This window comes from Kitasatospora sp. NPDC023118, from assembly GCF_055560875.1.
The window spans coordinates 250,801-274,900 of record NZ_JBVHHW010000005.1; the positions used below are offsets into that span (position 1 = coordinate 250,801).

Here is a 24,100-nt window from a genome sequence, read left to right on the forward strand (position 1 = left end):
GGAAAACAAACCCGGCAAGCCCCTATAGCTCAGTCGGTAGAGCGTCTCCATGGTAAGGAGAAGGTCTGCGGTTCGATTCCGCATGGGGGCTCCACTGAAAGACCCTCGCCTCGCGGCGGGGGTCTTTCGCGTTCCCCGAGCCCATTGATCCAGCCCGTTGATCCAGCCCGGCGCCAGCGAGGCCCGGGCCCGGCCGAGCCGCCGACACGCGGTGGCCTAGCGGGTCGGGTGCGGAATGCGCTGTGATGGTGCGTCATCGGCCGCCCGCCCGAGGGGTGCGGGCGCGAGCCGGACCCCGACCGGGAGGGCGTCATGGGTGTTCGACTCGTGGTGGTCGACGACCATCGGCTGCTGGCCGAGGCGCTGGCCACCGCGCTCCAGTTGCGCGGCCACCGGGTGCTCGCGGTCGGCGCGCCGGCCGGCGTCGCCGCCGACCTGGTGGCCGGACGGCGGCCGGAGGTGTGCCTGCTGGGCGTGGCCGCGCCAGGAGAGCCGGGCGCCTTCGACGGACTGCGCCGGATCCACCGGGAGCGCCCCGAGGTGGCCGTGATCGTGCTCGGACCGGTCGGTGAACTGCGGGGCGTGGCAGGGGCGTTCGCGGCCGGCGCGGCCGGGTATGTGCCCAGCGACGAGCGGATCGAGGTGGTCGAGCGGGCGATCGGGCGGGCCCGGGCGGGCGAGGCCGCGGTGGCGGTGGACGTCCTGCGCGGGGCCTTCGACCAACTGCTGCGCCCGGTGGCCGAACCGGACGACGAGGCGGTCCGGCTGCTGCGACTGCTGACCCGCCGTGAGGTGCAGGTGCTGGCCCGGATCGCGGACGGCGAGGACACCGCGGCGATCGCCGCCGGGATGCGGATCGCCGCGAGCACCGCCCGTACCCACGTCCAGCGGGTGCTGATGAAGCTGGGCGCGCGCACCCGGCTGGAGGCGGCCGCGGTGGCCGCGCGCACCGGCCTGCTGGAGCGGATGTCCGGCGGCTGAGGATGGCGGCTGAGGACGGCGGCTGAGGACGGTGGCTGTGGAGAGCGGCTGAGGACTGGGTGAGAAAGCCCGGGAGCGAGCGCCCCGGTGGTCGGGAGCACCCCGCCGGGCAGGGACAATTGACGGCAGTCGTACGCATTCCGTCGATGGCCGCCGACCGGGCGGACCCATCGCCCGCTGGAGGTCTCATCATGAGTAAGTACCTGGTCACGGGTGGCGCCGGCTACGTCGGCAGCGTGGTGGCCGCCCACCTGCTGGAGGCGGGGCACCAGGTGACCGTCCTGGACGACCTGTCGACCGGCTTCCGCGAGGGCGTCCCGGCCGGTGCCGAGTTCGTCGAGGGGCGGATCCAGGAGGCCGGCACGGTGCTGGACGGCTCCTTCGACGGCGTGCTGCACTTCGCCGCCTCGTCGCAGGTCGGCGAGTCGGTCGTGGACCCGGAGAAGTACTGGCGCAACAACGTGGCCGGCTCGCTGGAGCTGATCAGCGCGATGCGCGCGGCGGGCGTGCGCAAGCTGGTGTTCTCCTCCACCGCCGCCACCTACGGCGAGCCGGAGGCGGTGCCGATCGCCGAGACCGCCCGCACCGCGCCGACCAACACCTACGGCGCCACCAAGCTCGCGGTGGACCACCTGATCACCAGCGAGGCCGTCGCGCACGGCCTGGCCGCCGTCTCGCTGCGCTACTTCAACGTGGCCGGCGCGTACGGCGCCTACGGTGAGCGCCACGACCCCGAGTCGCACCTGATCCCGCTGGTCTTCCAGGCCGCGCTGGGCCGGCGCCCGCACATCGCGGTGTACGGCGACGACTACCCGACCCCGGACGGCACCTGCATCCGCGACTACATCCACGTCGCGGACCTGGCCGAGGCGCACCTGCTGGCGCTGGACGCCGCCAAGCCGGGCGAGCACCTGATCTGCAACCTGGGCAACGGCAGCGGCTTCTCGGTGCACGAGGTGATCGAGTCGGTCAAGCGCGTCACCGGCCGGGAGATCCCGGTGCAGGTGGCCGGTCGCCGGGCCGGCGACCCGGCGGTGCTGGTGGCCTCCGCCGAGCGCGCCCACCAGGCGCTGGGCTGGACGCCCCGGCGCCCGAACCTGGACGACATCGTGGCCGACGCCTGGAAGTTCACCCTGGAGAAGAACGCCGGCTGACCACGGGCGAGTCGGGACGGTCCCGGGGGCGCGGAAGGCGCCCGGGGCCGTCCGGGCCGAACAAGTCCGGCCACTCACACAGCTCCTGACGAAAGTTCACCAATCCACCACGGGAGGGTTTCCCGGCCCGTACGCTGAGTGCGGTACCGGTGGGGGCCGGCGCCGATTCGGCCTCACCGGCCAACCGGTGGGCGGGCGGAGCGACGGGTTCGGAGCACGGCCGCCGGACCGGTCCCCGCTCCCGGGCTCGGGCGCTCTGAGCAGGGGGTAGTGACGATGGGGCGTATCCGGGTCCTGGTGGTCGACGACCACCGGATCTTCGCCGAGGCACTGGCCGCGGCCCTTGCCGCCGAGCCCGACGTGGAGGTGGGCGCGGCGGGCAGCGCGGCCGCCGCCGAGCGGGCGTTGGAGCGCGCCGCCGCCGAGGGGCGGGCCTACGACGTGGTGCTGATCGACGCCGACCTGGGGGCCGAGGCCGCGGGCGCCCGGGCCAGGTCGGGGGGCGAACCGGCCGAGGAGGCCCGGCGCCGCCAGGCCCCGACCGTCCCGATCGCCCCGCCGCCCCGCCGGTCCGCGGCGCCGACGACCGTCGCCCGTCCGGCGGACCAGCTGCGCCCGGAGCAGTTGCGCCCCGAGCAGTCGCGTGCCGACCAGCTCAGGGCCGTCTCCCCGCCCCCCGACGGCATCACCCTGCTCGGCCGGCTGCGCCGTGCCCACCCCGGGCTGCGCGCCGTCGTCCTGGCCACCGCCGACGACCCGCACCGCGCCGCCCGGGCGCTGCACGCGGGTGCCACCGGCTGGGTGGCGAAGGAGAGTTCGCTGGCCCGGCTGCTGGCCGTGGTCCGGGGCGTGCTGCGGGATGAGACGCATCTGCCGCCCGCGCTGCTCACCGGGGTGATCCGCGAGCTCACCACCGCCCGGCGGGACCGCACCGAGAGCGAGCGGCTGGTGGACACCCTCACCCCGCGGGAGAAGCAGATCCTGCGCTGCATGGTGGCGGGCCTGGGCCGGCAGGCCGTCGCCGAGCGGCTCTACCTGTCGCCGCACACCGTCCGTACCCACATGCAGAACGTGCTCGGCAAGCTCGGGGTGCACTCCACCCTGGCCGCCGTCGCGGTCGCCCGCCGGGCCGGGGTCAGCCCCTCCGAGCCGGCGGTGCCGCCGTCCATCGCCTCCGCCCCCTGAACGGCGGCGGACAGGGCTCAGCCGGGGATGTTGTCGAACGGCGCGACCAGCAGCCGTAGCAGTGCGGCGAGTTCGCCCTGCTGTCCGGAGCTGAGCTGCGCGAGGAGTTCGCGCTCGTGCGCGAGCAGCCCGGCCAGCGCCTGGTCGGCGCGGTCCCGGCCGTCGTCGGTCAGCCGGACCAGGACACCGCGCCGGTCGTCCGGGTCGGGCAGGCGCTTGACCAGGCCCTTGCCGGTGAGCCGGTCGATCCGGTTGGTCATGGTGCCGGAGGTGACCAGGGTCTGGGTGAGCAGTTGGCCGGGGGAGAGCTGGTAGGGGGAGCCGGCCCGCCGCAGGGCGGTCAGGACGTCGAACTCCCAGGGCTCCAGGCCGTGCTCGGCGAAGGCGGTGCGGCGGGCACGGTCCAGGTGCCGGGCGAGCCGGCTGACCCGGCTGAGCACCTCAAGCGGCTCCACGTCGAGGTCGGGGCGCTCTCGGCGCCATGCTGCGACCAGCCTGTCGACCTCGTCCTCCATGACGATCAGTGTATCGGTGGATGTGTCGATGTGAAGTCTCTTGACATCGAGAAATGTGCCAGCGAGGCTACATCGAGATATCTTGATGTCGAGATACCTGCGAGGTGAGCCATGACCACCCCCGTCTGGGACCCGGCGCAGTACCTGCGCTTCGCCGACGAACGCACCCGCCCGCTGCGTGAACTGATCGCCCGCGTCCCCGCCCTCCCGGATCCGGATCCGCACGACGCCGTGATCCTCGACATCGGCTGCGGCCCGGGCAACTCCACCGCCGTCCTGCGCGAACGCTGGCCGCAGGCCCGGATCACCGGTATCGACAACTCCGCCCCGATGCTCGCCACCGCCCGCACCGAGGGCGAACCCACCGCCGACTACCTGCTCGCCGACGCCCGCGCGTACGACCCCGCCCCGGCCCGGCCCGACCTGATCGTCTCCAACGCGACCCTGCAGTGGATCGACGGCCACCTCGACCTGATCCCGCGCTGGGCCGCCGCGCTGCGCCCGGGCGCAGCGGTCGCCTTCCAGGTCCCCGGCAACTTCGACGCCCCCAGCCACACCCTGCTCGCCGACCTGCGCCGCAGCCCCCGCTGGCGCGACGCCCTCGGCGCCGACGCCGTCCGCTCCGGCGTCCACCCGCCCGAGCGCTACCTCGACGCCCTGGCCGGCGCCGACTGCCTCCCCGACGTCTGGGAGACCACCTACCGCACCCTGCTGCCGGGGCCGGACCCGGTGCTGGAGTGGGTCAAGGGCAGCGCCCTGCGGCCCGTCCTCACCAGGCTCGCCGACCCGGCCGACCGGGCCGCCTTCCTTGCCGAGTACGGGCGGCTGCTGCGCGAGGCCTACCCGGCCGGGCCGTACGGGACGGTGTTCCCGTTCCGGCGGATCTTCGCGGTGGGGGTGAAGCGGTAGTGGGGTGACAGCCCGGGTGGAACAGTCCGGGTGAGGCGGTAGCGACCGGGCCCGGTACGGGCTCAGCCCCTGCGGTCGCCGACCAGCTTCGGGTGCCGCTCCAGGCCCTCCAGCCCGTGCCAGGCCAGGTTCACCAGGTGCGCCGCCACCGTCGCCTTGTCCGGCTTGCGGACCTCCAGCCACCACTGGCCGGTCAGCGCGACCATCCCGACCAGCATCTGCGAGTACATCGGGGCCAGCCGGGCGTCGAAGCCGCGGGACTTGAACTCCAGGCCCAGGATGTCCTCGACCTGGGTCGCGATGTCGCTGATCAGCGAGGCGAAGGTGCCGGTCGACTGGGCCACCGGCGAGTCCCGGACCAGGATCCGGAAGCCGTCCGTCGAGGTGTCGATGTAGTCCATCAGCGCGAACGCGGCCTGCTCCAGCAGCTCGCGCGAGTGCCCGCCGGTGAGCGCCCCCGTCACCATGTCCAGCAGCAGCTGCATCTCGCGGTCCACGACCACCGCGTACAGCCCCTCCTTGCCGCCGAAGTGCTCGTACACCACGGGCTTGGAGACCCCGGCGCGCTCGGCGATCTCCTCCACCGAGGTGCCGTCGTAGCCGCGCTCCGCGAAGACCGTCCGGCCGATCTCCAGCAGCTGCTCCCGGCGCTGCTTGCCGGTCATCCGGACCCGGCCGCCCCGGCGGCGCGGGGCCGAGGCGGCCGCGCCCCCGTCCGTACCCCGTTCCGTGCCCCCGTTGGCGGGCGCGCCCGCCGGTGCAGCAGCCCGCGGACGGACCGGCGCCGTTCCGGGCGCCGCGTCCGTCCGCGTGCTGTGGTGACCGCCTGTGCTGTCTGCGCTGCTCCCGTTCACCCCTACATCATGCTGGAAGCGCCGCCTCATGCGGCGCGGCGGGCGGCGATCCGCTGCGCGTCCGGCCAGCGGACGTCCCGGACCCAGCCGGCCAGCTCGAACCAGCGGATCAGTCGGGCCGAGGAGTCGATCTGTCCGCGGAGCACCCCGTGCCGGGCCGCGGTCGGGTCCGCGTGGTGCAGGTTGTGCCAGGACTCGCCGCAGGAGAGAACCGCGAGCCACCAGACGTTGCCGGAGCGGTCCCGGGAGCGGAACGGGCGCCGGCCGACCGCGTGGCAGATCGAGTTGATCGACCAGGTGACGTGGTGCAGCAGCGCCACGCGGACCAGCGAGCCCCAGAAGAAGGCGGACAGCGCGCCCTCCCAGGACAGGCTCACCAGGCCGCCGACCAGTGCGGGCAGCAGCAGCGAGATCGTGGTCCAGAGCCAGAACAGCCGGGAGATCCGCCTTATGGCCGGGTCGCGGACCAGGTCCGGGGCGTACTTGAGCTGAGGGGTCTGCTCCTCGTCGAACATCCAGCCCATGTGCGCCCACCAGAGGCCCTTGACGAGCGCCGGGACGCTCTCCCCGTAGCGCCAGGGCGAGTGCGGGTCGCCGTCCTTGTCGCTGAAACGGTGGTGCTTGCGGTGGTCGGCCACCCAGCGCACCAGCGGGCCCTCGACGGCCAGGCTGCCGGCGATCGCCAGCACCAGGCGCATCGGGCGGTTGGCCTTGAAGGCGTTGTGGGTGAAGTAACGGTGGTAGCCGACGGTGATGCCGTGACAGGTGAGGAAGTACATGGCGACGGCGACCGCCACGTCCGTCCACCCCAGCCCCCACCCCCAGGCCACCGGCACGGCGGCGACCAGCGCGGTGAACGGCACGAGGATGAACAGGGCGAGCGCGAGGCGCTCGGCGAAGCCCTGCTTCTCCCCGCCACGGGTGGCGGACAGCCGGGTCGCGGCGTCGGCGGAGGGATCGGGGGAGGAATCGGGCGAGGAATCGGGCGAGGGATCGGGGAGCGCGGCGCCCCCCGCATGCGCCTGGCCGGCCTGGATGGTCATGGGCGTCCCTTCGCGGCGTCCCGGAACGGGACAGAGCGGAGCCTACGTTGGCGTAACCTACGGCATCGTAGGTTGTGCTTCATGTCCAGGGGAACACGCTGCCGCGCGGCGCTTGAGTGAATTCACCCGACTGGATGGATGAACCCTGGAACCAGCCCGTGACGGGACGAGCCGCACACGTACCCGTCGCATGCGACCGAAGATCGAACGGCGCGAAGCCGCCCGTCGTCTCCGCCGCGAGGGGCCCGCCTACGACGGGATCCAGGCCGAGCCGGGGGTGTCGAGGAGCTCGATCTCCATCCGGGTTCGGGATCCGCCGAGACCGATCACTCGCCGGGAACAGTCTCGGAAGGCCGCCGAGACCCGCTGGGGGCCGGGTCGCCGCCAGCGTGAAGAGGAACGCCGGGCGACAAGGCGGCGGCCCGTGCCGAGATCGGTGGCCTCAGCGATCGGGAGCTCTTCCGAGTCGGGCGTCGGGCAGGATCGATGGCGCCTGCGGGTGTCGATCCACGAGTCGGCGGATGAGGCTGAACGGCACTGGGCCCGGATCGCGGGGGTGACGGCGGAGTTTCTGCGACGAGCGACGCTCAAGCGGCACGATCCGAAGACAGCGCGGAAGAACATCGGGAGTGGCTACCGCGGCTGCCTCTCGATCAGCGTGTCGGGGAGCGCGGACCTGCACCGCCGAATCGAGGGGTGGTGGATGGGCATAGCTGATACCCAGGGCGGGGCTGACTCGGGTAGGGTCTGACCAGCTATCCGCCGTGGGGTAATTGGCAGCCCGCAGGCCTTTGGAGCCTTGCAGTGATGGTTCGAGTCCATCCGGCGGAGCCGTGTACGTGTCCGGTGGCCCGATCTGGCCAGTGGGCGGGTTTTCTTCCGAAGCTATCCTCGTAGCGCCAGGGCATATGTGCGGATCCGCGTTCTGGCCTGCTCTGCCCTCTCTGTGAACCTACTGAGGAGCCTCCCCGCATGGGTGCCAATTCGCTTGCCGCCGTTGTCGTGCTCGCCGCCGGTGGCGGGACCCGGATGAAGTCGAACAAGCTGCCCAAGGTGCTGCACGAGGTGTGCGGGCGCTCGCTGGTGGGTCACGCGGTGTCGGCGGCCGCGGAACTGACGCCGGCGCAGCTCGTGGTGGTGGTCGGCCACCAGCGCGAGCAGGTGGAGGAGCACCTGGCGGCGCACTACCCGGCGGTGCGGCCGGTGGTGCAGGAGGAGCAGAAGGGGACCGGGCACGCGGTGCGCACGGCGCTGGAGGCGCTGACCGCGGACGGTGTGGTGCTGGACGGCACCGTGATCGTCACCGCCGGGGACTCGCCGCTGCTGACCGGGCGGACCCTGAGCCGACTGGCGGACGCGCACACCGCGCAGCAGAACGGGGTCACCGTACTGACCGCCGTCGTCCCCGAGCCCTTCGGCTACGGCCGCATCCTGCGCGACGAGGACGGCACCGTCGCCGCGATCGTCGAGGAGCGGGACGCCAGCGACACCCAGCGCGCGATCACCGAGATCAACTCGGGCGTCTTCGCCTTCGACGCCAAGCTGCTGGTCGAGGCGCTGGCGGAGCTCACCACGGACAACTCGCAGGGCGAGGAGTACCTGACCGACACCCTGGAGATCCTGCGCAAGGCCGGGCACCGGGTCGGCGCCGTGGTCGCCGAGGACCACCGGGACATCCTGGGCATCAACGACCGGGTCCAGCTGGCGCAGGCCCGCCGGCTGCTGAACGACCGCCTGCTGGAGCAGGCGATGCGCGCGGGCGTCACCGTGGTGGACCCGGCGACCACCTGGTTCGACGTGCAGGTCTCGTACGAGCCGGACGCCGTGGTGCTGCCGAACACCCAGCTGCAGGGCGGCACCCACCTGGGCGAGGGCTGCGAGGTCGGCCCGAACTCCACCCTGAAGGACACCCTGATCGGCGCCGGCGCCCGTGTGAGCAACACCACGGCCGACCGCGCGGAGGTCGGCGAGCTGGCCGCCGTCGGCCCGTACGCCTACCTGCGGCCGGGTGCGAAGCTGGCCCGCAAGGCGAAGGTCGGCACCTACGTCGAGGTGAAGAACTCCGAGCTGGGCGAGGGCGCCAAGGTGCCGCACCTCTCCTACATCGGCGACGCCACCATCGGGGAGGGCACCAACATCGGCGCGGCCTCGGTCACCGTGAACTACGACGGGATCAACAAGCACCGCACGGTCGTCGGCGCGCACTGCCGCACCGGCTCGGACAACATGTTCATCGCCCCGGTCACCGTCGGTGACGGCGCTTACACCGCGGCCGGCTCGGTGATCACCAGCGACGTCCCGCCCGGCGCGCTGGGCGTGGGCCGGGCGCAGCAGCGCAACATCGAGGGCTGGGTCGAGCGCAAGCGCCCCGGGACCGCGTCCGCGCAGGCCGCGAAGACCGCGACGGACGGGGCCGCCGAGGCCTGACGGGGCGGGCGGTGCGCCCGCGGGGCGGTCCCGGGGCGGACGGTTTCTACGCGGGCGCGTAACCTTGAGGACATACGTGCGCCACTGGGCTTACCGCCCGTGTCCAGGCGTACCGACAATTCCCCGATCCTCCGTGAGTGCGGGCTGCGCCTGCCCTCCGCGGGGAAGGGGTTCAGCGTCCGCAACGCGAGGAGACGGTGCAGTGAGCGGGATCACGACGTCGGGTGAGAAGAAGCTGAAGCTCTTCTCCGGCCGTGCCCACCCGGAGCTGGCGAAGGAGGTTGCCGAGGCGCTGGGGACCGAGCTGGTCCCGACCAAGGCCCTCGACTTCGCCAACGGCGAGATCTACGTCCGCTTCCTGGAGTCGGCGCGAGGCGCGGACTGCTTCGTGATGCAGAGTCACACGGCTCCCATCAACCAGTGGATCATGGAACAGCTGATCATGATCGATGCGCTGAAGCGGGCTTCCGCCAAGAGCATCACCGCGATCCTGCCGTTCTACGGGTACGCCCGCCAGGACAAGAAGCACCTGGGCCGCGAGCCGATCTCGGCCCGCCTGGTCGCCGATCTGCTGCGCCAGGCCGGTGCCGACCGCCTGATGGCGGTGGACCTGCACACCGCGCAGATCCAGGGCTTCTTCGACGGCCCGGTGGACCACCTGTTCGCGCTGCCGCTGCTGGCCGACTACATCGGCGAGAAGGTGGACCGCTCCAAGCTGACCGTCGTCTCGCCGGACGCCGGCCGGGTGAAGGTGGCCGACCAGTGGTGCGACCGCCTGGACGCGCCGCTGGCGATCATCCACAAGCGCCGCGACATCACCCAGGCCAACACCATCCTGTCGGCCGACGTCGTCGGTGACGTCAAGGGCCGGGTCTGCGTCCTGGTGGACGACATGATCGACACCGCCGGCACCATCTGCGCCGCCGCCGACGCGCTGTTCGAGAACGGCGCCGCGGACGTCCTGGTGGCCGCCACCCACGGCGTGCTCTCCGGCCCGGCCGCGGACCGGCTGAAGAACTCGCGGGTGAGCGAGTTCGTGTTCACCAACACGCTGCCCACCCCGGCGCAGCTCCAGCTGGACAAGATCACCACGCTGTCCATCGCCCCGTCGATCGCGGCCGCGATCCGCGAGGTGTTCGAGGAGGGCTCGGTCACGAGCCTCTTCGAGGGCGTGCACTGACGCGTGCGCTGACGACTGCGCGCCCGCGTTGACGGGCGTGCACTGACGAAGGCCCCGTGCGGCGGCCCCGGTCCCCGGCGGGCCGGGGCCGCCGCCGATTTCACGGGAGGGCACCGGTGCGGTTAGACTCGTGAAACTGCTCGGCGAGGGATGCCGTGTGCCCGCTGGACGGGTGCCGACACCGTGATCGACGCGCTGCCGGTAGCGGATTCCGTCCGCCGGCAGAGGCCGTTGCCGCCGAGTGACCCCCGAACGTACTGAGGGTGTGGTCCCGGCGGTTTTTCGCGTTGCCTGCACCCCCGCGCCAGTCTTCACGAGGAGTGCAGTCGTGTCCGAGATCCGTCTTGCCGCTGAGACCCGTTCCGAGTTCGGCAAGGGTGCCGCCCGCCGCGCCCGCCGCGCCGGCTTCGTCCCCGGTGTCGTCTACGGCCACGGCCACGCCCCGGTTCACCTGAACCTGCCCGGCCACGACCTGATGATGGCCCTCAAGACCCCGAACGCCCTGCTGGTCGTGCCGATCGACGGCAAGGACGAGTACGTGCTGCCGAAGGCCGTCCAGCGCGAGGCCATCAAGCGCACCATCGAGCACGTCGACCTGCTGCTGGTCAAGCGTGGCGAGAAGGTCACCGTCGAGGTGCCGGTCCACACCGAGGGCGAGCTGGCCCCGGGCGGCAACCTGCTGGAGCACGTCCTGCAGGCCCTGCCGATCGAGGCCGAGGCCACCCACCTGCCCGAGGCCGTCACCGTCTCGGTCGAGGGCCTGGAGGCCGGTGCCTCCATCCACGCCAAGGACATCGTCCTGCCGGCCAACGTCTCGCTGGCCGTCGAGGCCGACGCCGTCGTGCTGCAGGTCATCGCCGCCCAGGCCGCCCCGGCCGAGGAGGAGGCCGAGGAGGCCGCCGAGGGCGCCGAGGCCTGAGCCTCGCGCTAGTCGCTGAGACCGCTGCCCCGGTCGCTCCCGCTGGAGCGGCCGGGGCAGCGGTGTGTCCGGGATGATGACGTCGAGTGCGAGGGCGACGAGGAGAGTGGGAATGGCTGAGGAGTACGACGGCCCCTGGCTGGTGGTGGGGCTGGGCAACCCGGGGGAGCAGTACGCCCGGAACCGCCACAACATCGGCTTCATGGTGGTGGACCTGCTGGCGCAGCGGATGGGCGCCAAGTTCAAGGCGCACAAGAGCCGGGCACAGGTGGCCGAGGGGCGGCTGGCGGGCAGGCGGGTGGTGCTGGCCAAGCCGATGTCCTTCATGAACCTGTCCGGCGGGCCGGTGACGGCGCTGCGGGACTTCTACAAGGTGCCGGCCTCGGCGCTGATCGCCGTCCACGACGAGCTGGACATCGACTACGCGGCGCTGCGGCTGAAGCTGGGCGGCGGGGACAACGGCCACAACGGGCTGAAGTCGATCACCAAGTCACTGGGCCCGGACTACCACCGGGTGCGTTGCGGGATCGGCCGTCCGCCGGGCCGGATGGAGGTCGCGGACTTCGTGCTGAAGGACTTCTCCTCGACCGAGCGCAAGGAGCTGGAGTGGTTCGTGGACCGCTCGGCGGACGCGGTGGAGGCGCTGCTGTCCGAGGGGCTGGAGCGGGCGCAGGGCACGTACAACTCCTGACACGCCGTCATGGACGTGCTGTGCGGGGTACGCAACAGTCGTACAACGCTTGCCGCGCCAAACCTGAATCCGTGTGAGAACCCTGTGCGGGATCGGATAGCGTCGGCCTGGTACGCGAACGGGTCCTGGGGAGTTCTCGATGCGGAGATTGCGTCCGGTCCGCCGACTTCGGCGGCTCCGGGTGGTCCGGCTGAAGCAGCTCGGACGGCGGGTCGGTGCCGCCGGTGCGCTGGGGGCGGCCGGGGTGTTGTTGTCGAGCGGTGCGGTGGCGCACGCCGATCCGGTGGCAGAGCCGGATGCGGTGGTCTCGCCGGAGCCCGCGGCGGCGCAGCTCGCCCCGGTGCTCGGCGATTCGGTCGGGCCGGACGCCGGGCTGCTGGCGGTCGGCGGCGGCCTGGTGGTCGTGGCCGGCGGTGCGGCGCTGTGGCTGAAGCGGCGGCGCGCGGGCGAGCCGGGCGAGTAGGAACGTGACGCGAAGGGGCCGTTGCCCATCCGGGGGGATGGACAGCGGCCCCTTCGGTGCGTTCGCCCGGCCGTCAGCCGGTGTTGCGCAGGCCGGCGGCGATGCCGTTGACGGTGAGCAGCAGCGCGCGGGCGCGCAGCGGGTTCTCGTGGCGGCCGGCCGAGACCTCCTCGCGCTGGCGGCGCAGCAGCGCGACCTGGAGGTAGGAGATCGGGTCGAGGTAGGCGTCGCGGACGGTGAAGGTCTGCTTCAGCACCGGGTTGTGCTCCAGCAGTTCGCTCTCGCCGGTGAGCCGGAGCACCTCGCGCAGGGTGAGCTCGTGCTCGGCGACGATCTGGTCGAAGACGTGGTGCAGCTCGGTGGGCACCAGCTGCTCGACGTAGTGGCGGGCGATCCGCAGGTCGGTCTTGGCCAGCGTCATGGCGACGTTGGACAGGAAGTTGCGGAAGAAGTGCCACTGGCCGTACATCTCGTCCAGCACGTCGCCGAGGCCGGCCTCGCGGGCGGCGGCGAGGCCGGAGCCGACGCCGTACCAGCCGGGGACGATCTGGCGGGACTGGGTCCAGCCGAAGACCCACGGGATGGCCCGCAGGCCGTCCAGGCCGGCGCCGGAGTCGGGGCGGCGGGACGGGCGGGAGCCCAGGTGCAGCGAGGCGAGCTGGTCGACCGGGGTGGCGGCGAAGAAGTACTTCGGCAGGTCGTCCTGCTCGACCAGGGCGCGGTAGGCGGTGTGGGCGGCCTCGGAGACCTGGTCCATCGCGGCGTCCCAGCGGGCCAGTTCCTCGGGGGCCTGGCGCGGGGAGGTGTGCAGCGCGGAGGCGGCGAGGGTGGCGGAGAGGGTCAGCTCCAGGTTCTCCCGGGCGAGGGAGGGGAGCAGGTACTTGTCGGAGATGACCTCGCCCTGCTCGGTGACCTTGATCTCGCCCTCCAGCGTGCCCCACGGCTGGGCGAGGATCGCCTCGTGCGAGGGGCCGCCGCCGCGGCCGACGGTGCCGCCGCGGCCGTGGAAGAGGCGCAGCCGGATGCCGTAGCGGTGGGCGACGTCGCGCAGTCGGCGCTGGGCGCGGTGGATCTCCCACTGGGAGGTGGTGATGCCTCCGAACTTGGAGGAGTCGGAGTAGCCGAGCATGACCTCCTGGACGTCGCCGCGCAGTGAGACGAGCAGCCGGTAGGAGGGGTCGGAGAGCATCTCGTCCAGGATGCGGTCGGCCTGCTGGAGTTCGTCGGTGGTCTCCAGCAGCGGCACGATGCCGATCTTGGCGATGCCGGCGTGCAGGTCGATCAGACCGGCCTCGCGGGCCAGCACGGTGGCGGCGAAGACGTCGTCGGCGCCCTGGCACATCGAGATGATGTAGCTCTCGACGATCTCGTCACCGAAGCGCTCGAAGCCCTCGCGGATGGTGTTGAAGACGCCGAGGGTCTTGGTGCCGGCGTCGTCCAGCGGGGCCGGGGTGGGGGCGAGCGGGCGGCGCGAGCGCAGTTCCTTGGCGAGCAGCCGCTGCCGGTACTCGCGGGGCATGTCGGCGTAGCGCCAGGCTTCCTCGCCGAGGCGGTCGAAGAGCTGGCCGAGGGCGTGGTGGTGGGCCTCGGCGTGCTCGCGCACGTCCATGGTGGCGAGCTGGAGGCCGAAGGCCTCGATGGTGTTGATGGCGCGGGCCAGCCGGCCGTCGGCGATCAGCTCGCCGCGGTGGGCGCGCAGCGAGTCCTGGATCAGCCGCAGGTCGGCGATCAGCTCGCGGGTGCCGAGGTAGTCGCGGCCCTCGACGTGCGGGGTGCCGCCGGCCAGGCGCTCGCGGGTGTTCTCCAGCTTGAGCCGGATGCAGGTGGCCTTGAGGCGGTAGGGCTCCTCGGCGTTCATCCGCTTGTAGCGGGGGCTGAGTTCGGGGAGCCGGTGCAGGTCGGTGTTGAGCGAGGCGAGCAGTTCGATCGAGGCGCCGGCCAGCCGCTCGGAGGTGGAGAGGGTGTTGCGCAGCTCGTCGATGGCGGCGAGGGCGTCCTTGATCCCGTACTCGTGCTGGAGGTTGAGGACGTCCCAGGTGACCTGGGGGGTGACGTTGGGGTTGCCGTCGCGGTCGCCGCCGATCCAGGTGCCGAAGGTGAGCGGGCGCACGCCCTCGGGCAGGCTCAGGCCGACCCGGGCGAGTTCCTCGTGCAGCTCCTCCAGCACCTCGGGGACGGCCTCGCGGTAGAGCTCGTCCAGGTAGTAGACGGCGTTGCGGGCCTCGTCGGTCGGTTCGGGGCGGGCGATGCGCAGCTCGTCGGTCTGCCAGAGCAGGTCGATGACCTCGGCGAGGCGGCGGTCGGCGGAGCGCTTGGCGCTGCTGGTGCGGGCCGGGTCGGCGGCGGCCAGGCCGGAGGCGAGCTCCTCGCGGTGGATGCGGTCGAGGAGTTCGCCGATCCGGCGCAGCTTGTTGAGTACGCTGCGGCGGGCGGCCTCGGTGGGGTGGGCGGTGAAGACCGGGCGGACCGCGAGGTGGGCCAGGGTGTCCTCAAGATGCTTGGGGTCGGCCTCGGAGAGCTGGTCGGCGGTCTGGGCGAGCAGCGAGCCCTCGCGGGCGCGGCGGGTGGCGAACTCGCGGCCGCGGTGCACCTGCTCGGTGACGTTGGCGAGGTGGAAGTAGGTGGAGAACGCGCGGACCAGCTTGGCGGCGGTGTCCAGGTCGATGTCGGAGAGGAGTTCGGCGGTGGCCTCGCCGTCGGTGCGGCTGAGCAGTCGGACCTGTTCGACCAGGCCCAGCAGCTGGGGGCCCTCCTGGCGGACCAGCGTCTCGCCGAGCAGGTCGCCGAGGCGCCGGATGTCCGCGCGCAGGGCGGCATTGTCGGCGATGGCGGTGGGACTGTCCGCCGGGGTGGGGACCGGAGCGGTCACGGCTGGCTCCCTGTGGTGGTGGGGTTCGGCAACGGCTCATCGTCACAGGTCCACGCGCAGTGTGGCGGGTGTGACGCGTGCGGACCGCGCTGTCCGACGCGACCAGCATAGGTGTCGGGGCGGTCGCTGTCCGAGAGGTGGCCGGATGGCGGACAGGCCCGCCGAGAAGCCCCTGTGGTCTGGACCACTTGAGCGGTCCGCGAGGTGTGCCGGATCATCCCGGTGGGGAAGGGAAGGGGTTGCGGCTTAGGCTGTCACGCATGAGCAAGTCGCCTGGGGAGCGCGCGCCGGTCCGGTCGTTCTGGTGGTGGAAGCGGCCGCGCAGCGCCTTCCTGGACATCGCGCTGGCGCTGCTGGCCGCGCTGGAGTGCTCGGCCAGCACGATCGCCTTCCTGGGCGCCCGGGTGGACTTGTCGGGCGCGGGCACGGTCGCGGTCGCGGTGCTCGGCACGCTGGCGGGCGGCTCGCTGGTGCTGCGCCGGCGGTGGCCGGCCGTACCGGTGCTGGTGACCCTGGTGCTGATGCCCGGGATGCTCGGGGTGCTGCTGCTGGTGGTGTCCCTCTACACGCTGGCGGAGACCTGGGAATGGCCCTCGCGGCGCTGGCGGGTGGTGGCGCTGTCGGTGCTGGCCTTCGCCGAGGCGGTCGCGGTGATGATGGTGTCGATGCTGACGCCGGGCGACTCGGCGGTGGAGCAGCCGGCGCTCTGGGTCCAGGTGCTGATAGCGGTGCTGGTGGCGGTCGGGCTGACCGTCCCCCCGGTGGTCACCGGACTGTACATGGGGGCGCGGCGGCGGCTGATCGAGTCGCTCAAGGACCGCGCGCACGGCCTGGAGACCGAACTGGACCTGCTCGCCGAGCAGGCGCAGGAACGCGCCCGCCGGGCCCGGCTGGAGGAGCGCACCCGGATCGCCCGGGAGATGCACGACGTGGTGGCGCACCGGGTGTCGCTGATGGTGGTGCACGCCGGGGCGCTGGAGCGGATCGTCGTCAAGGACCCGGAGAAGGCCGCGCAGAGCGCCAAGTTGATGGGCGAGGTGGGCCGGCAGGCGCTGAACGAGCTGCGCGAGATCCTCGGCGTCCTGCGGATGGACGACGAGCGGCAGCCGGAGCCGGACTCGCTGGCCGGGCTGCCCCGGCTGGTCGACCAGTCCCGGGCGGCCGGGATGACGGTGACCCTGACGGTCAGCGGCAGCCGGCAGGAGTTCACCGGCGAGGCCGAGCGGACCGCGTACCGGGTCGTCCAGGAGGGGCTGACCAACGCGCACAAGCACGCGGGCGGGGCGCAGGTGTCCGTGCTGCTCGCGTACGCGCCGAACGGGGTGCGGGTGAGCGTGGTGAACGCCTGCCCCGGCGGTGAGCGGGGTGCGGCGCAGCTGCCCAGCGGCGGCAACGGGCTGGTCGGGATGCGGGAGCGGGTGGTCGCGCTGGGCGGCACCTTCTCGGCCGGGCCGGAGGCGGACGGCGGGTTCCGGGTCGAGGCGGTGCTGCCGTCCCGGCTGGCGGTCCGGACGGACCGGCTGCGCTAGGGCGGACCGCCGGGACCGACACGGACCGCTCGGGGTGGGGCGCACCGCTCGGGCTAGGAGTACCCCTCCGCGGTGCGCAGCCGTTCCGGGGCGGTGCCCAGGACCAGGGCGCTGATCGCCTGGTCGATGCCGTGGCCGAGGAACCACTCGCCGGTGTGGTCCAGGCTGTAGACCCGGCCCTCCTCGTCGACGGCCAGCAGCGCCTGCCCGTACGCCTCCTCGCCGAGCGGGGCGAGCCGGGTGCCCAGCGCCCGGCCGAGGTCGAACAGGGTGCGCGGCTGGTGCAGTCCGCACAGCGGGTCGATCAGGAACGGGGTGCGGGCCAGCTGGCGGCCCGGGCCTGACAGGTCGAAGGCGAGGGCGCCGAACTCGGCCCAGGCCTCGACCGCCGCAGGGAACACCGCGTGCTGGACGCCGCCGGACCCGCCGTACCCCGTCAGGGTGTCGGCCCACTCCTCGGCCTGCCGGATCTGCCAGCGGCCGGGGTGCCAGCCGGCCGCCTTGAGCTCGGCGGCGACGTCGGCGGGGAAGCGCGGGCGGGTCCGCCCGAGGGTGCCGGCCGCGGACAGGGGGGCCGGGGGCGGGGGCGGGCTGGGCGGATTCAGAGCGGACTCCGGGGCTCGGGGACGGGGGACGTACGAAGGGCGGCGGCCGGCGCGCGACCGGTCAGCGCGCGGGTGGTCCGATGGCGACGCTCTGCACCGTGAAGTGCTCCAGCATCGGCGCGCAGGAGCGGCACGGCGGGGCGTGCGTGCCGTGTGCCGGGTCGCCCTCCTCGCGGATCCGGACGGTCGTCATCCGGGCGCCCTTGAGCGCCTTGCGGGCCTCGTGCAGGCTCATCGGCTTGCGGGCCGCGCGCTTGGAGCGCCTGCCGTCGACCGCGGTCAGGTACTGGGAGAGCAGGACGGCCTCCGGGCAGCGGCCGGTGAACCGCTCGCGGGCCTCGACCGGCAGGGTGTCCAGGAACTCGCCGACCAGCGGGTGCAGGACCGGGCGCCGCTCGGCCTTGTCGCCCGCCAGGGTGTGCACCTCGCCGCCCTTGAGCGACAGCGCGGCGGCGACGGCGGGCAGCAGGCTGTCGCGGTGGTGGCGCAGCACGGGCGGGCCCGCCGGCTCACCGGTGGTCATGCGGTGTCCTCCTCCTCGTTCCCGGCGGTCCGGTCCCTGTTGGTTCCTGTTGGTGCCGGAGCAAGCCTGTCACTTGACACCGACAAGCGCACAACCGGGGTGCGGGCACGGTCGAACGCCCGTACGGCCGTTGGCGGACCGGCCCGGACGCCCGTTGGCATCCTGACCCGGCCTCGACCGGATCCGCACACCGCCGTCACGACTTGTCCGTTGATTTACCGAAACCGTCCCCGGGCCGCAGCCGGGGCCGCTACGGTTCCGGCAGCGGGCCGAAGGGGGCGCGCCCCGACCGCCGTTCGGTCAACTCCCGCCGATGAGGGAACCGTTGCGGGTGGCCGACGGCCGTCCGGCGGTGGACGTCGCGGAGCGGTCCCGGGGCGCCCGGCGGCACGGGCGGGGCCGGTGGTGTTCACCGGCGGCGGTGAACTCGCCGATGCCGTACGGATGATCGGAGAGCGAGCGGCGCGCGGGAGAAGTGCCGACACGAGCGGTTCGGCCTCAACTCCCGGACGGACGCCCCGCAGGCCGGCCTCCCGCGGGCCGCCGGGATCGACGCCGGGTGCACCACCCCGTCCCGGTCCGCCTACGGCCGCCACACCTCACGTGGACCCGGCAGACGCGGGTGGCGGAGGTCTTGGGACGGGCGCCGGGTGCGGGGGCTCGGCCGGCGGGGTGACCCAATAGGCTGGTGCCCAGCAAGCGCACCGAGAATTTGCAGCAGCCAGTGGGGGCTCCCAGATGACGACAGGTCGGCCCGGCGTCACCGCCGCACCGAACGCGGCGTACGCAGGTCAGGTGGTGCAGTTCCCGGATCCGGTCCGCGCGGAGCGGCACCCGGCCGGGGTCCGGGTGGACGAGTCCGGCTACCCGGACTTCGGTCCGTACGCCGCCGCGGCGGCCGAGGTCGCCGACCCGCCGGAGGGCTTCGGCGTGGACGAACTGCGGCTGACCGACTACGTCTCGGCCAACGCCGCGCTGTTCACCCAGGGTCACCCGCTCTGGGCCGACCTGGAGACCGCGGTGGCCACCCCGCCCGGCTGGACCTGGCACCACGCGGTCGGCCGGGCCGCCCCCGGCTGGCGGCGGATGGAGCTCGTCCCGGTCGAGGTCAAGGCCCTGCTGCGGCACCACGGCGGCCTGGCCACCTCGCCCGCCGACCACTCCCGCCGCGGCACCCGCCCGCTGCAGGAGCGCCGGCCCGTCCACTTCTCGCTGGCCAAGGACGGCGGCGACCCGATCGGCGTCCCCGAGGACCTGGTGCAGCGCGCCGAGGAGCGCCTCGGCTACCGGCTGCCCGGCGCCTACCGCACCTTCCTCAAGCTGGGCGGCGGCCGCGGCCCGGTCGGCGTGGCGCTGGACACCGAGCTCGGCATGCTGCTCGACCAGCCGTTCCTGACCCTCAGCGAGGAGTACGGCGTCGAGGACGTCGTGTACGCCAACAAGTGCCTGCGCGACCACCTCACCAAGGACTACCTGGGCATCGCCTACGTGCAGGGCGGCATCGTCGCGCTCAAGGTGCGCGGCGACCGGATCGGCTCGGTCTGGTTCCACCTGTACGACGACGCCCGCGACACCGGCGCCTCGGAGGCCCCCGAGGACCGCTGCGCCCGGCTGCTGCTGCCCTGCGGGGACGACTTCGACGCCTTCCTGCTGCGGCTGGCCGGCAGCCCGCCGGAGCTGGAGACGGTCGCGGAGCTGATGGTGGACGGCGGGTTCGCCCGCGCCGTCCCGGTGGGCTGACGCGCGTGGGCGCCGGGGTGCAGGTGGAACGGGGGACGAAGAGGATGCGGACAGGGGTGAACCGGGCGTGGTGACGTACGCGCAGGCGCAGGAGCTCGCCGAGGAGTGGATCAACGGCGGCGTGCCGCGCTCGCAGCAGCGCGAGGTGCGGGTCCGGGAGTTCGACCTGGGCTTCGTCTGCTGGGCGGTCGCGCCCGCGGACGCGGCCGCCGGTCCGGACGGCGGCGCGGCCGGTGCGGACCAGGCCGGCTCGGGTGAGGCGCGGCTGGTGATCGCCCGGGACTCGGGCGCCAGCACGCTGTGGCCGGCGCTGCCGGTCAACGAGGTGGTCCGGCAGTACGAGGAGATCTACGGGCGGCCGGTCGCGGCCAACCCGGCAGGGGCGGCGAAGCCCGCACCGGGGCCGGTGGAGGCCACCTCCTTCCTGCTCAGCCCGCCGCAGTGGCTGCAGGAGGCGGGGGCCGCGGCGATCGCGGCGGAGGCGGAGAAGCTGGGCGGCGCGGCCGCTCCGGCTGCTGCCGCCGCTCCGGCTCCGGCCCCGGTTGCCGCTCCGGTCCCGGCTCCGGTCCCGGCTCCGGCCGTCGCACCGGCTGCTGCTCCGGTCTCCGCCGGGGAGCCACCGGTGCCGGTGCCGCCCGCACCCTCGCCGGTGCCGCCCGCGCCCGCCGTGCTGACCGAGCCGCCGGTCTCCGACCGGCCCGCCGGGGACGCGCCGACCATGCTCGCCCCGCCGCCCGGCGACGAGCCGGCCTTCGTGCCGCAGCCCCCGGCCGTCGCGCCCGTGCCGCCGCAGGCCGAGCCGGTCGCGCAGGTCGCGCCGGTCGCGCCGGTGGTGCCGAACGCTCCGCTCGGCGCCGAGGCGGCGACCGTCCTGATGCCCGAGGGCCTGCGCACCTCCGGCTCCGACCTGCCCGACACGCCCGCCCCGGCCGGGGCCGAGGCCGCGACCATGCTCATGCCCCCGGGCAACAGCGGCTACGGCATGCCTCCGGTCCCGCCGTCCGCCGCCCAGCCCCCGGCAGCGCCGCCCGCCGCCCCGCCGGCCCCGGTGCCCGCCGCGGCGGCCGAGCCGGCGCCGACGCTGCTCGCGCCGCCGGACGCGATGCCCGGCCTGATGGGCCTACCCGGTGCCCCGGCCGCCCCGCCCGCGGGCGGCGCCCCGGTCGAGCAGGCGCCGACCATGCTGGCCTCGCCCGGCGGGCTGGCCGGCCTGCCCGGCGGCCCCGGCACGCCCACCGCCCCGCCCGCGGGTGCGGCGGCGCCGGGCGGGCTCGGCCGTGCCCCGGGCTCGGCCCCGCCGCCGCCCCCGCCGGCCGCGCTGCGCGGCGGGCCGGCCGGCGGTCCGTCCGGGTCCTCCGGTTCGGGCGGGCTGGGCCGCGGCCAGGGTTCCGCCCCGCCGCCGCCCCCGCCCGCCGAGCTGCGGCACACCCCGGGCTCCGGCGCGCCCGTCGGCGGTGCCGGCGGCCGGGCGGCCGGTTCCACCCCGCCGCCCCCGCCCCCGGCGGGCCTGCGCGGCGGTGTCGCCCCGGCACCGGCCCCGGCCCCGCAGGGCGCGCCGGCCGCGCCCGCGGCCGGGATCGCGTACGAGGCGACCCAGCTGGCCAGCGCGATCGACCCGGCGCTGCTCGGCGGCCCGGCGGACCCGGGCACCCCGCCGTCCGGCGGCCCCGCCGTCCCGCCGCCGCCCGGCGGTCCGGCCGCCCCGGCCGCGGGCGCGGCCGGGTACGGCTACCCGAACGCGGGCGCCGCGCCCGGGGTCGTCCCGCCGACCCCGGTCACCGGCCCGCCGCAGGGCGCGCCCGTACCGCCCGGGGTCCCCGCGGTCGGCCCGGGCTACTTCGCCGCGCTCAGCTACCGCGGCCCGGACGGCTCGGAGCAGAAGCTGCTGCACCGCAGCGAGCCCGGCACCCCGCACCCGGAGTGGAAGATCCTGCAGGACCTGCGCAGGCTGAACGTGCCCCCGGAGCAGGTGCTGGAGCTCTACACCGAGCTGGAGTCGTGTGATCTGCCCGGCGGCTACTGCAACCGCATGATCGCCGCCTCCTGGCCGAACGTGCGGCTCACCCACACCGCCCCGTACGGCCGCGACCACGCCTCCCGGCAGGCCGGGATGGCCGAGCTGCTCGACCACCTGGACGAGCTGCACCAGCTGGCCTCCGGCGCCCAGCGGGTCCGGCCGTTCCGGGTGCCGCTGCCCGCGCCGGGGACGGTCCAGCCGCTGCCCCCGGTGCCGCCGCAGCAGCTCGCCCAGGAGGTCGGCCAGGCCTTCGGGCAGAACCTGTTCCGCTACGAGCAGCGCGCGGTCTCCCGCCAGGGCGTGCCGGAGCCGGTGTCGCAGAGCCTGATGTGGGCCGGGCTGCCGCGCGACTTCGGGCCGTTCTTCTGGGCCCAGGCGCAGGAGGGCCGGCCGATCCCGACCCTCGCCGAGCTGGCCGCCGAGCGCGGCCTGCCGGTGGCCCCGGACTTCGGTGGCTACCTGGTGCTCGGCAACGACTACGGCCGTCAGCTGTGCGTCCAGTACGGCACCGCGAACGTGGTCGCCGTGGACATCGACGGAACCGGCCAGCCGCCGCGCTTCGTCAACAGCGGTGTACCGGAGTTCGTCCGCGCGCTGGCCCTGCTGGGCCGGATGTGGCGGCTGCGGTACGGGCTGACGCCCGAGCAGGCCGGTCGCTGGACGACCGACTTCCAGGCGCAGCTCGCCGCGATCGACCCGGCGGCCCTGCAGAACGCCGACACTTGGTGGGCCGTGCTGCTGGAGCAGTTCTGGGACGGTCTGCTGTAGCGGACCGTCGCGGATCCTCGCAGGTGGGGAGGGGTCGTTCCGGTGTCCGGAACGACCCCTCCGGCATGCCGTGGCAGCCCTGCCTCGTTGGGTTTCGTCCGGATCCGCGCAAAATAGGTCAAGAGGATTGGGGCTATTGGTCCGGTCCTCGACGTATTCCGGTCCGCACGACGACCGTATCCGGCCCCGGCTTCCGAACCGGTTCCGGATCCGACCGTTCCGTCCGATCATGGGCTCCGCAGCCCGCGAAACGAGGGGAAGAGCCCATGAGCGACGCCGTCCCCCAGTACGGCTTCACCCAGGCCCGGCGCGGTTACGCGCCCGAGCAGGTCGACCGGGCGCTCGCCGCCCTGACCGCCCAGCGCGACGAGGCGTGGGAGCGGCTGAGCGTCCTGGGTGCCGGGATCCGGCAGATGGAGGCCCGGCTGGCGGACATCCGCCGCGCCGCCGACGAGGCCCCGGAGCCGGACTACCAGGTGCTCAGCGAGCAGGCCGCGGGACTGGCCGAGATGGCGCAGAACGAGGCCCGCGCCGTGAAGGAGAAGGCCGAGCGCTTCGCCGAGGACCTGCGCGACGAGGTCTACGAGGCCGGGCAGGCGCTCGACAAGGCGGCCAAGGAGTACTCCGCCGCCATCCGCGCGGAGGCCGACGCGGCCGCCCGCCGCACCGAGGAGCGCACCCGCGCCGAGGCCGAGAGCATCCGGGCCGAGGCCGACCGGGAGAGCCGCTCCGCCCGGGACGGTGCCACCGCCTACGCCGCCAAGGTCCGGGTGGCCGCCGCCGAGACCGGCGAGCACGCTGAGGCCGAGCTGGCCGCCAAACGCCGCAAGGCCGACGAGACCTTCGCCGAGGCCCAGGCCAAGGCCGACGCCGAGGAAGCCGAGGTCTCCGAGACCGCCGAGCGCCGGGTCAAAGAGGCCGAGCAGCACCGGGAGACCGTGCTCAACCAGATCAAGCAGCTGGAGACCGACGCCCAGGCCAAGGCCGACCAGCTGATCGAGCAGGCCCGCCGGGAGGCCGAGAAGATCAACGCGGCGAGCGAGCGCGAGCAGCGGGAGTTCGACACCCGGCTGGAGACCGTCCAGCAGCACCTGGACCACATCAAGGCGACGCTGGCCTCGCTCACGGGCGCGGCGGTCGGGCAGATCGAGCCCGTGGAGGAGGCCGTCGAGGACGGCGCCCCGGCGGACGCCCCGGCGGACGCGGTGGCGCATGCGGTGGCGGTGGACTCGGAGGCGGACACCGGGGAGGTCCCGCTGCCGGACCTGCGGAAGGCCTCGGCGAATGCTCCGGCGCCCGCCCCCGCTCCCGTGCCGGCGCCGGCGCAGGCCCCGGAGAAGTCGACGGCGGTGCTGCGGCAGCCGGTGGTCGGCGGGCCCGCCGCCGGTGCCAGGGCCGACGTGGCCACGGCGGAGGGGGCCAGGGCCGATGCCGCCGGGCCGGTGGTGACCGGCCCGGTCGCCCCGGCCGCGGCGCCGCCGAAGCCGGCAGCGTCGCCCGAGGCGGTGGCCGACCGGGACGGCGCGCAGGGCGGCGAGGGCGCCGGGGAGTCCGAGGACGAGACCCGGATCGTCCCGAAGATCATCATCGTGGACGACGGCAGCGGCTACGAGGCCCCCAACACGGTGGCCTACCGCCGTCGCTGACCCGCAACCCCACCCGTGAGTCAGCCGGGTGAGCTGGGCGCCCTGGGTCCTGACCGCCTCCTCGCGGGCGGTCAGGGCCTAC

At 74.0% G+C, this 24,100-nt stretch carries 19 protein-coding genes and 2 tRNA genes; 15 read left to right on the forward strand and 6 right to left on the reverse strand.

All coding sequences use genetic code 11. The features are described from left to right. Positions 1–18 precede the first annotated feature (18 nt). The 4 genes from ACZ3UD_RS09230 (at position 19) to ACZ3UD_RS09245 (ending at position 3,320) form a co-directional block, all read left to right on the forward strand. Positions 19–94, forward strand: a tRNA-Thr gene (locus ACZ3UD_RS09230). Positions 95–312: 218 nt separating this feature from the next. After that, positions 313–981: a helix-turn-helix transcriptional regulator gene (locus ACZ3UD_RS09235; RefSeq protein ID WP_465584246.1), complete on the forward strand. Its 669-nt coding sequence runs from the start codon at positions 313–315 to the stop codon at positions 979–981. A gap of 191 nt (positions 982–1,172) precedes the next feature. Then, positions 1,173–2,135 (forward strand): UDP-glucose 4-epimerase GalE, encoded by a 963-nt coding sequence (gene galE / locus ACZ3UD_RS09240; RefSeq protein ID WP_465584249.1) that lies wholly within the window; start codon positions 1,173–1,175, stop codon positions 2,133–2,135. 276 nt (positions 2,136–2,411) lie between these two features. Continuing rightward, on the forward strand, positions 2,412–3,320 hold the full coding sequence (locus tag ACZ3UD_RS09245) for a LuxR C-terminal-related transcriptional regulator (protein ID WP_465584252.1): 909 nt from the start codon (positions 2,412–2,414) through the stop codon (positions 3,318–3,320). Between the two features lie 17 nt (positions 3,321–3,337). Here the strand turns inward: ACZ3UD_RS09245 and ACZ3UD_RS09250 are convergent, their stop codons facing one another. After that, positions 3,338–3,835, reverse strand: a complete 498-nt coding sequence (locus tag ACZ3UD_RS09250; RefSeq protein ID WP_380411794.1) for a MarR family winged helix-turn-helix transcriptional regulator — start codon at positions 3,833–3,835, stop codon at positions 3,338–3,340. A 111-nt stretch (positions 3,836–3,946) separates the two neighbouring features. Here ACZ3UD_RS09250 and ACZ3UD_RS09255 point away from each other — a divergent pair, with 111 nt between their 5' ends. Further along, the gene (locus ACZ3UD_RS09255) at positions 3,947–4,744 is read left to right on the forward strand and encodes a methyltransferase domain-containing protein (protein ID WP_465584255.1); all 798 of its coding nucleotides are present in this window, start codon (positions 3,947–3,949) and stop codon (positions 4,742–4,744) included. A 62-nt stretch (positions 4,745–4,806) separates the two neighbouring features. Here the strand turns inward: ACZ3UD_RS09255 and ACZ3UD_RS09260 are convergent, their stop codons facing one another. Both ACZ3UD_RS09260 and ACZ3UD_RS09265 read right to left on the reverse strand, forming a co-directional pair. Then, positions 4,807–5,409 carry a TetR/AcrR family transcriptional regulator gene (locus ACZ3UD_RS09260; protein ID WP_350629600.1) on the reverse strand — a complete coding sequence of 201 codons (603 nt, stop codon included), beginning with the start codon at positions 5,407–5,409 and terminating at the stop codon, positions 4,807–4,809. 215 nt (positions 5,410–5,624) lie between these two features. Continuing rightward, positions 5,625–6,641: an acyl-CoA desaturase gene (locus tag ACZ3UD_RS09265; RefSeq protein WP_465584258.1), complete on the reverse strand. Its 1,017-nt coding sequence runs from the start codon at positions 6,639–6,641 to the stop codon at positions 5,625–5,627. Positions 6,642–7,399: 758 nt separating this feature from the next. Here ACZ3UD_RS09265 and ACZ3UD_RS09270 point away from each other — a divergent pair. The 6 genes from ACZ3UD_RS09270 (at position 7,400) to ACZ3UD_RS09295 (ending at position 12,321) form a co-directional block, all read left to right on the forward strand. Beyond that, positions 7,400–7,472: transfer RNA gene (locus tag ACZ3UD_RS09270), tRNA-Gln, on the forward strand. A 141-nt stretch (positions 7,473–7,613) separates the two neighbouring features. Beyond that, a complete protein-coding gene (gene glmU / locus ACZ3UD_RS09275; RefSeq protein WP_465584261.1) occupies positions 7,614–9,068 on the forward strand; it encodes a bifunctional UDP-N-acetylglucosamine diphosphorylase/glucosamine-1-phosphate N-acetyltransferase GlmU in 1,455 nt (484 codons plus the stop codon). Between the two features lie 202 nt (positions 9,069–9,270). Then, the gene (locus ACZ3UD_RS09280; protein WP_465584264.1) at positions 9,271–10,248 is read left to right on the forward strand and encodes a ribose-phosphate diphosphokinase; all 978 of its coding nucleotides are present in this window, start codon (positions 9,271–9,273) and stop codon (positions 10,246–10,248) included. Positions 10,249–10,576: 328 nt separating this feature from the next. Continuing rightward, a complete protein-coding gene (locus ACZ3UD_RS09285; RefSeq protein ID WP_465584267.1) occupies positions 10,577–11,167 on the forward strand; it encodes a 50S ribosomal protein L25/general stress protein Ctc in 591 nt (196 codons plus the stop codon). Between the two features lie 112 nt (positions 11,168–11,279). Beyond that, complete coding sequence (gene pth / locus ACZ3UD_RS09290; protein ID WP_393027172.1) at positions 11,280–11,858, forward strand: aminoacyl-tRNA hydrolase; 579 nt, start codon at positions 11,280–11,282, stop codon at positions 11,856–11,858. 139 nt (positions 11,859–11,997) lie between these two features. Further along, the gene (locus ACZ3UD_RS09295) at positions 11,998–12,321 is read left to right on the forward strand and encodes a hypothetical protein (RefSeq protein ID WP_465584269.1); all 324 of its coding nucleotides are present in this window, start codon (positions 11,998–12,000) and stop codon (positions 12,319–12,321) included. Between the two features lie 73 nt (positions 12,322–12,394). On the opposite strand, the gene ppc is transcribed toward ACZ3UD_RS09295, so the two are convergent. Next, positions 12,395–15,190: a phosphoenolpyruvate carboxylase gene (gene ppc / locus ACZ3UD_RS09300; protein WP_465584272.1), complete on the reverse strand. Its 2,796-nt coding sequence runs from the start codon at positions 15,188–15,190 to the stop codon at positions 12,395–12,397. A 260-nt stretch (positions 15,191–15,450) separates the two neighbouring features. Here ppc and ACZ3UD_RS09305 point away from each other — a divergent pair, with 260 nt between their 5' ends. Further along, positions 15,451–16,719, forward strand: coding sequence for a sensor histidine kinase (locus ACZ3UD_RS09305; RefSeq protein WP_465584275.1), 1,269 nt, complete (start codon positions 15,451–15,453; stop codon positions 16,717–16,719). Between the two features lie 53 nt (positions 16,720–16,772). On the opposite strand, the gene ACZ3UD_RS09310 is transcribed toward ACZ3UD_RS09305, so the two are convergent. Next, entirely contained in the window at positions 16,773–17,288 is a 516-nt protein-coding gene (locus tag ACZ3UD_RS09310; protein ID WP_465584362.1) for an SUKH-3 domain-containing protein, read from the reverse strand. 97 nt (positions 17,289–17,385) lie between these two features. Next, entirely contained in the window at positions 17,386–17,847 is a 462-nt protein-coding gene (locus tag ACZ3UD_RS09315; RefSeq protein WP_465584278.1) for a YwqJ-related putative deaminase, read from the reverse strand. Between the two features lie 738 nt (positions 17,848–18,585). Between ACZ3UD_RS09315 and ACZ3UD_RS09320 the strand changes: the two genes are divergently transcribed. From ACZ3UD_RS09320 to ACZ3UD_RS09330, 3 genes are all read left to right on the forward strand, one after another. Next, positions 18,586–19,587, forward strand: a complete 1,002-nt coding sequence (locus tag ACZ3UD_RS09320; protein WP_465584281.1) for an HNH endonuclease — start codon at positions 18,586–18,588, stop codon at positions 19,585–19,587. Between the two features lie 67 nt (positions 19,588–19,654). Continuing rightward, positions 19,655–22,372 carry an SUKH-4 family immunity protein gene (locus ACZ3UD_RS09325; protein ID WP_465584283.1) on the forward strand — a complete coding sequence of 906 codons (2,718 nt, stop codon included), beginning with the start codon at positions 19,655–19,657 and terminating at the stop codon, positions 22,370–22,372. Positions 22,373–22,638: 266 nt separating this feature from the next. After that, positions 22,639–24,018, forward strand: coding sequence for a hypothetical protein (locus ACZ3UD_RS09330; protein WP_465584286.1), 1,380 nt, complete (start codon positions 22,639–22,641; stop codon positions 24,016–24,018). Positions 24,019–24,100: the final 82 nt, after the last annotated feature.

Excerpts from the sequence above, each read along its gene's own strand:
- ACZ3UD_RS09235 (WP_465584246.1), top strand. The coding sequence starts at position 313 with ATGGGTGTTCGACTCGTGGTGGTCGACGACCATCGGCTGCTGGCCGAG.
- galE (WP_465584249.1), top strand. The coding sequence starts at position 1,173 with ATGAGTAAGTACCTGGTCACGGGTGGCGCCGGCTACGTCGGCAGCGTG.
- ACZ3UD_RS09245 (WP_465584252.1), top strand. The coding sequence starts at position 2,412 with ATGGGGCGTATCCGGGTCCTGGTGGTCGACGACCACCGGATCTTCGCC.
- ACZ3UD_RS09250 (WP_380411794.1), bottom strand. The coding sequence starts at position 3,835 with ATGGAGGACGAGGTCGACAGGCTGGTCGCAGCATGGCGCCGAGAGCGC.
- ACZ3UD_RS09255 (WP_465584255.1), top strand. The coding sequence starts at position 3,947 with ATGACCACCCCCGTCTGGGACCCGGCGCAGTACCTGCGCTTCGCCGAC.
- ACZ3UD_RS09260 (WP_350629600.1), bottom strand. The coding sequence starts at position 5,409 with ATGACCGGCAAGCAGCGCCGGGAGCAGCTGCTGGAGATCGGCCGGACG.
- ACZ3UD_RS09265 (WP_465584258.1), bottom strand. The coding sequence starts at position 6,641 with ATGACCATCCAGGCCGGCCAGGCGCATGCGGGGGGCGCCGCGCTCCCC.
- glmU (WP_465584261.1), top strand. The coding sequence starts at position 7,614 with ATGGGTGCCAATTCGCTTGCCGCCGTTGTCGTGCTCGCCGCCGGTGGC.
- pth (WP_393027172.1), top strand. The coding sequence starts at position 11,280 with ATGGCTGAGGAGTACGACGGCCCCTGGCTGGTGGTGGGGCTGGGCAAC.
- ACZ3UD_RS09295 (WP_465584269.1), top strand. The coding sequence starts at position 11,998 with ATGCGGAGATTGCGTCCGGTCCGCCGACTTCGGCGGCTCCGGGTGGTC.
- ACZ3UD_RS09305 (WP_465584275.1), top strand. The coding sequence starts at position 15,451 with ATGAGCAAGTCGCCTGGGGAGCGCGCGCCGGTCCGGTCGTTCTGGTGG.
- ACZ3UD_RS09315 (WP_465584278.1), bottom strand. The coding sequence starts at position 17,847 with ATGACCACCGGTGAGCCGGCGGGCCCGCCCGTGCTGCGCCACCACCGC.
- ACZ3UD_RS09320 (WP_465584281.1), top strand. The coding sequence starts at position 18,586 with ATGACGACAGGTCGGCCCGGCGTCACCGCCGCACCGAACGCGGCGTAC.
- ACZ3UD_RS09330 (WP_465584286.1), top strand. The coding sequence starts at position 22,639 with ATGAGCGACGCCGTCCCCCAGTACGGCTTCACCCAGGCCCGGCGCGGT.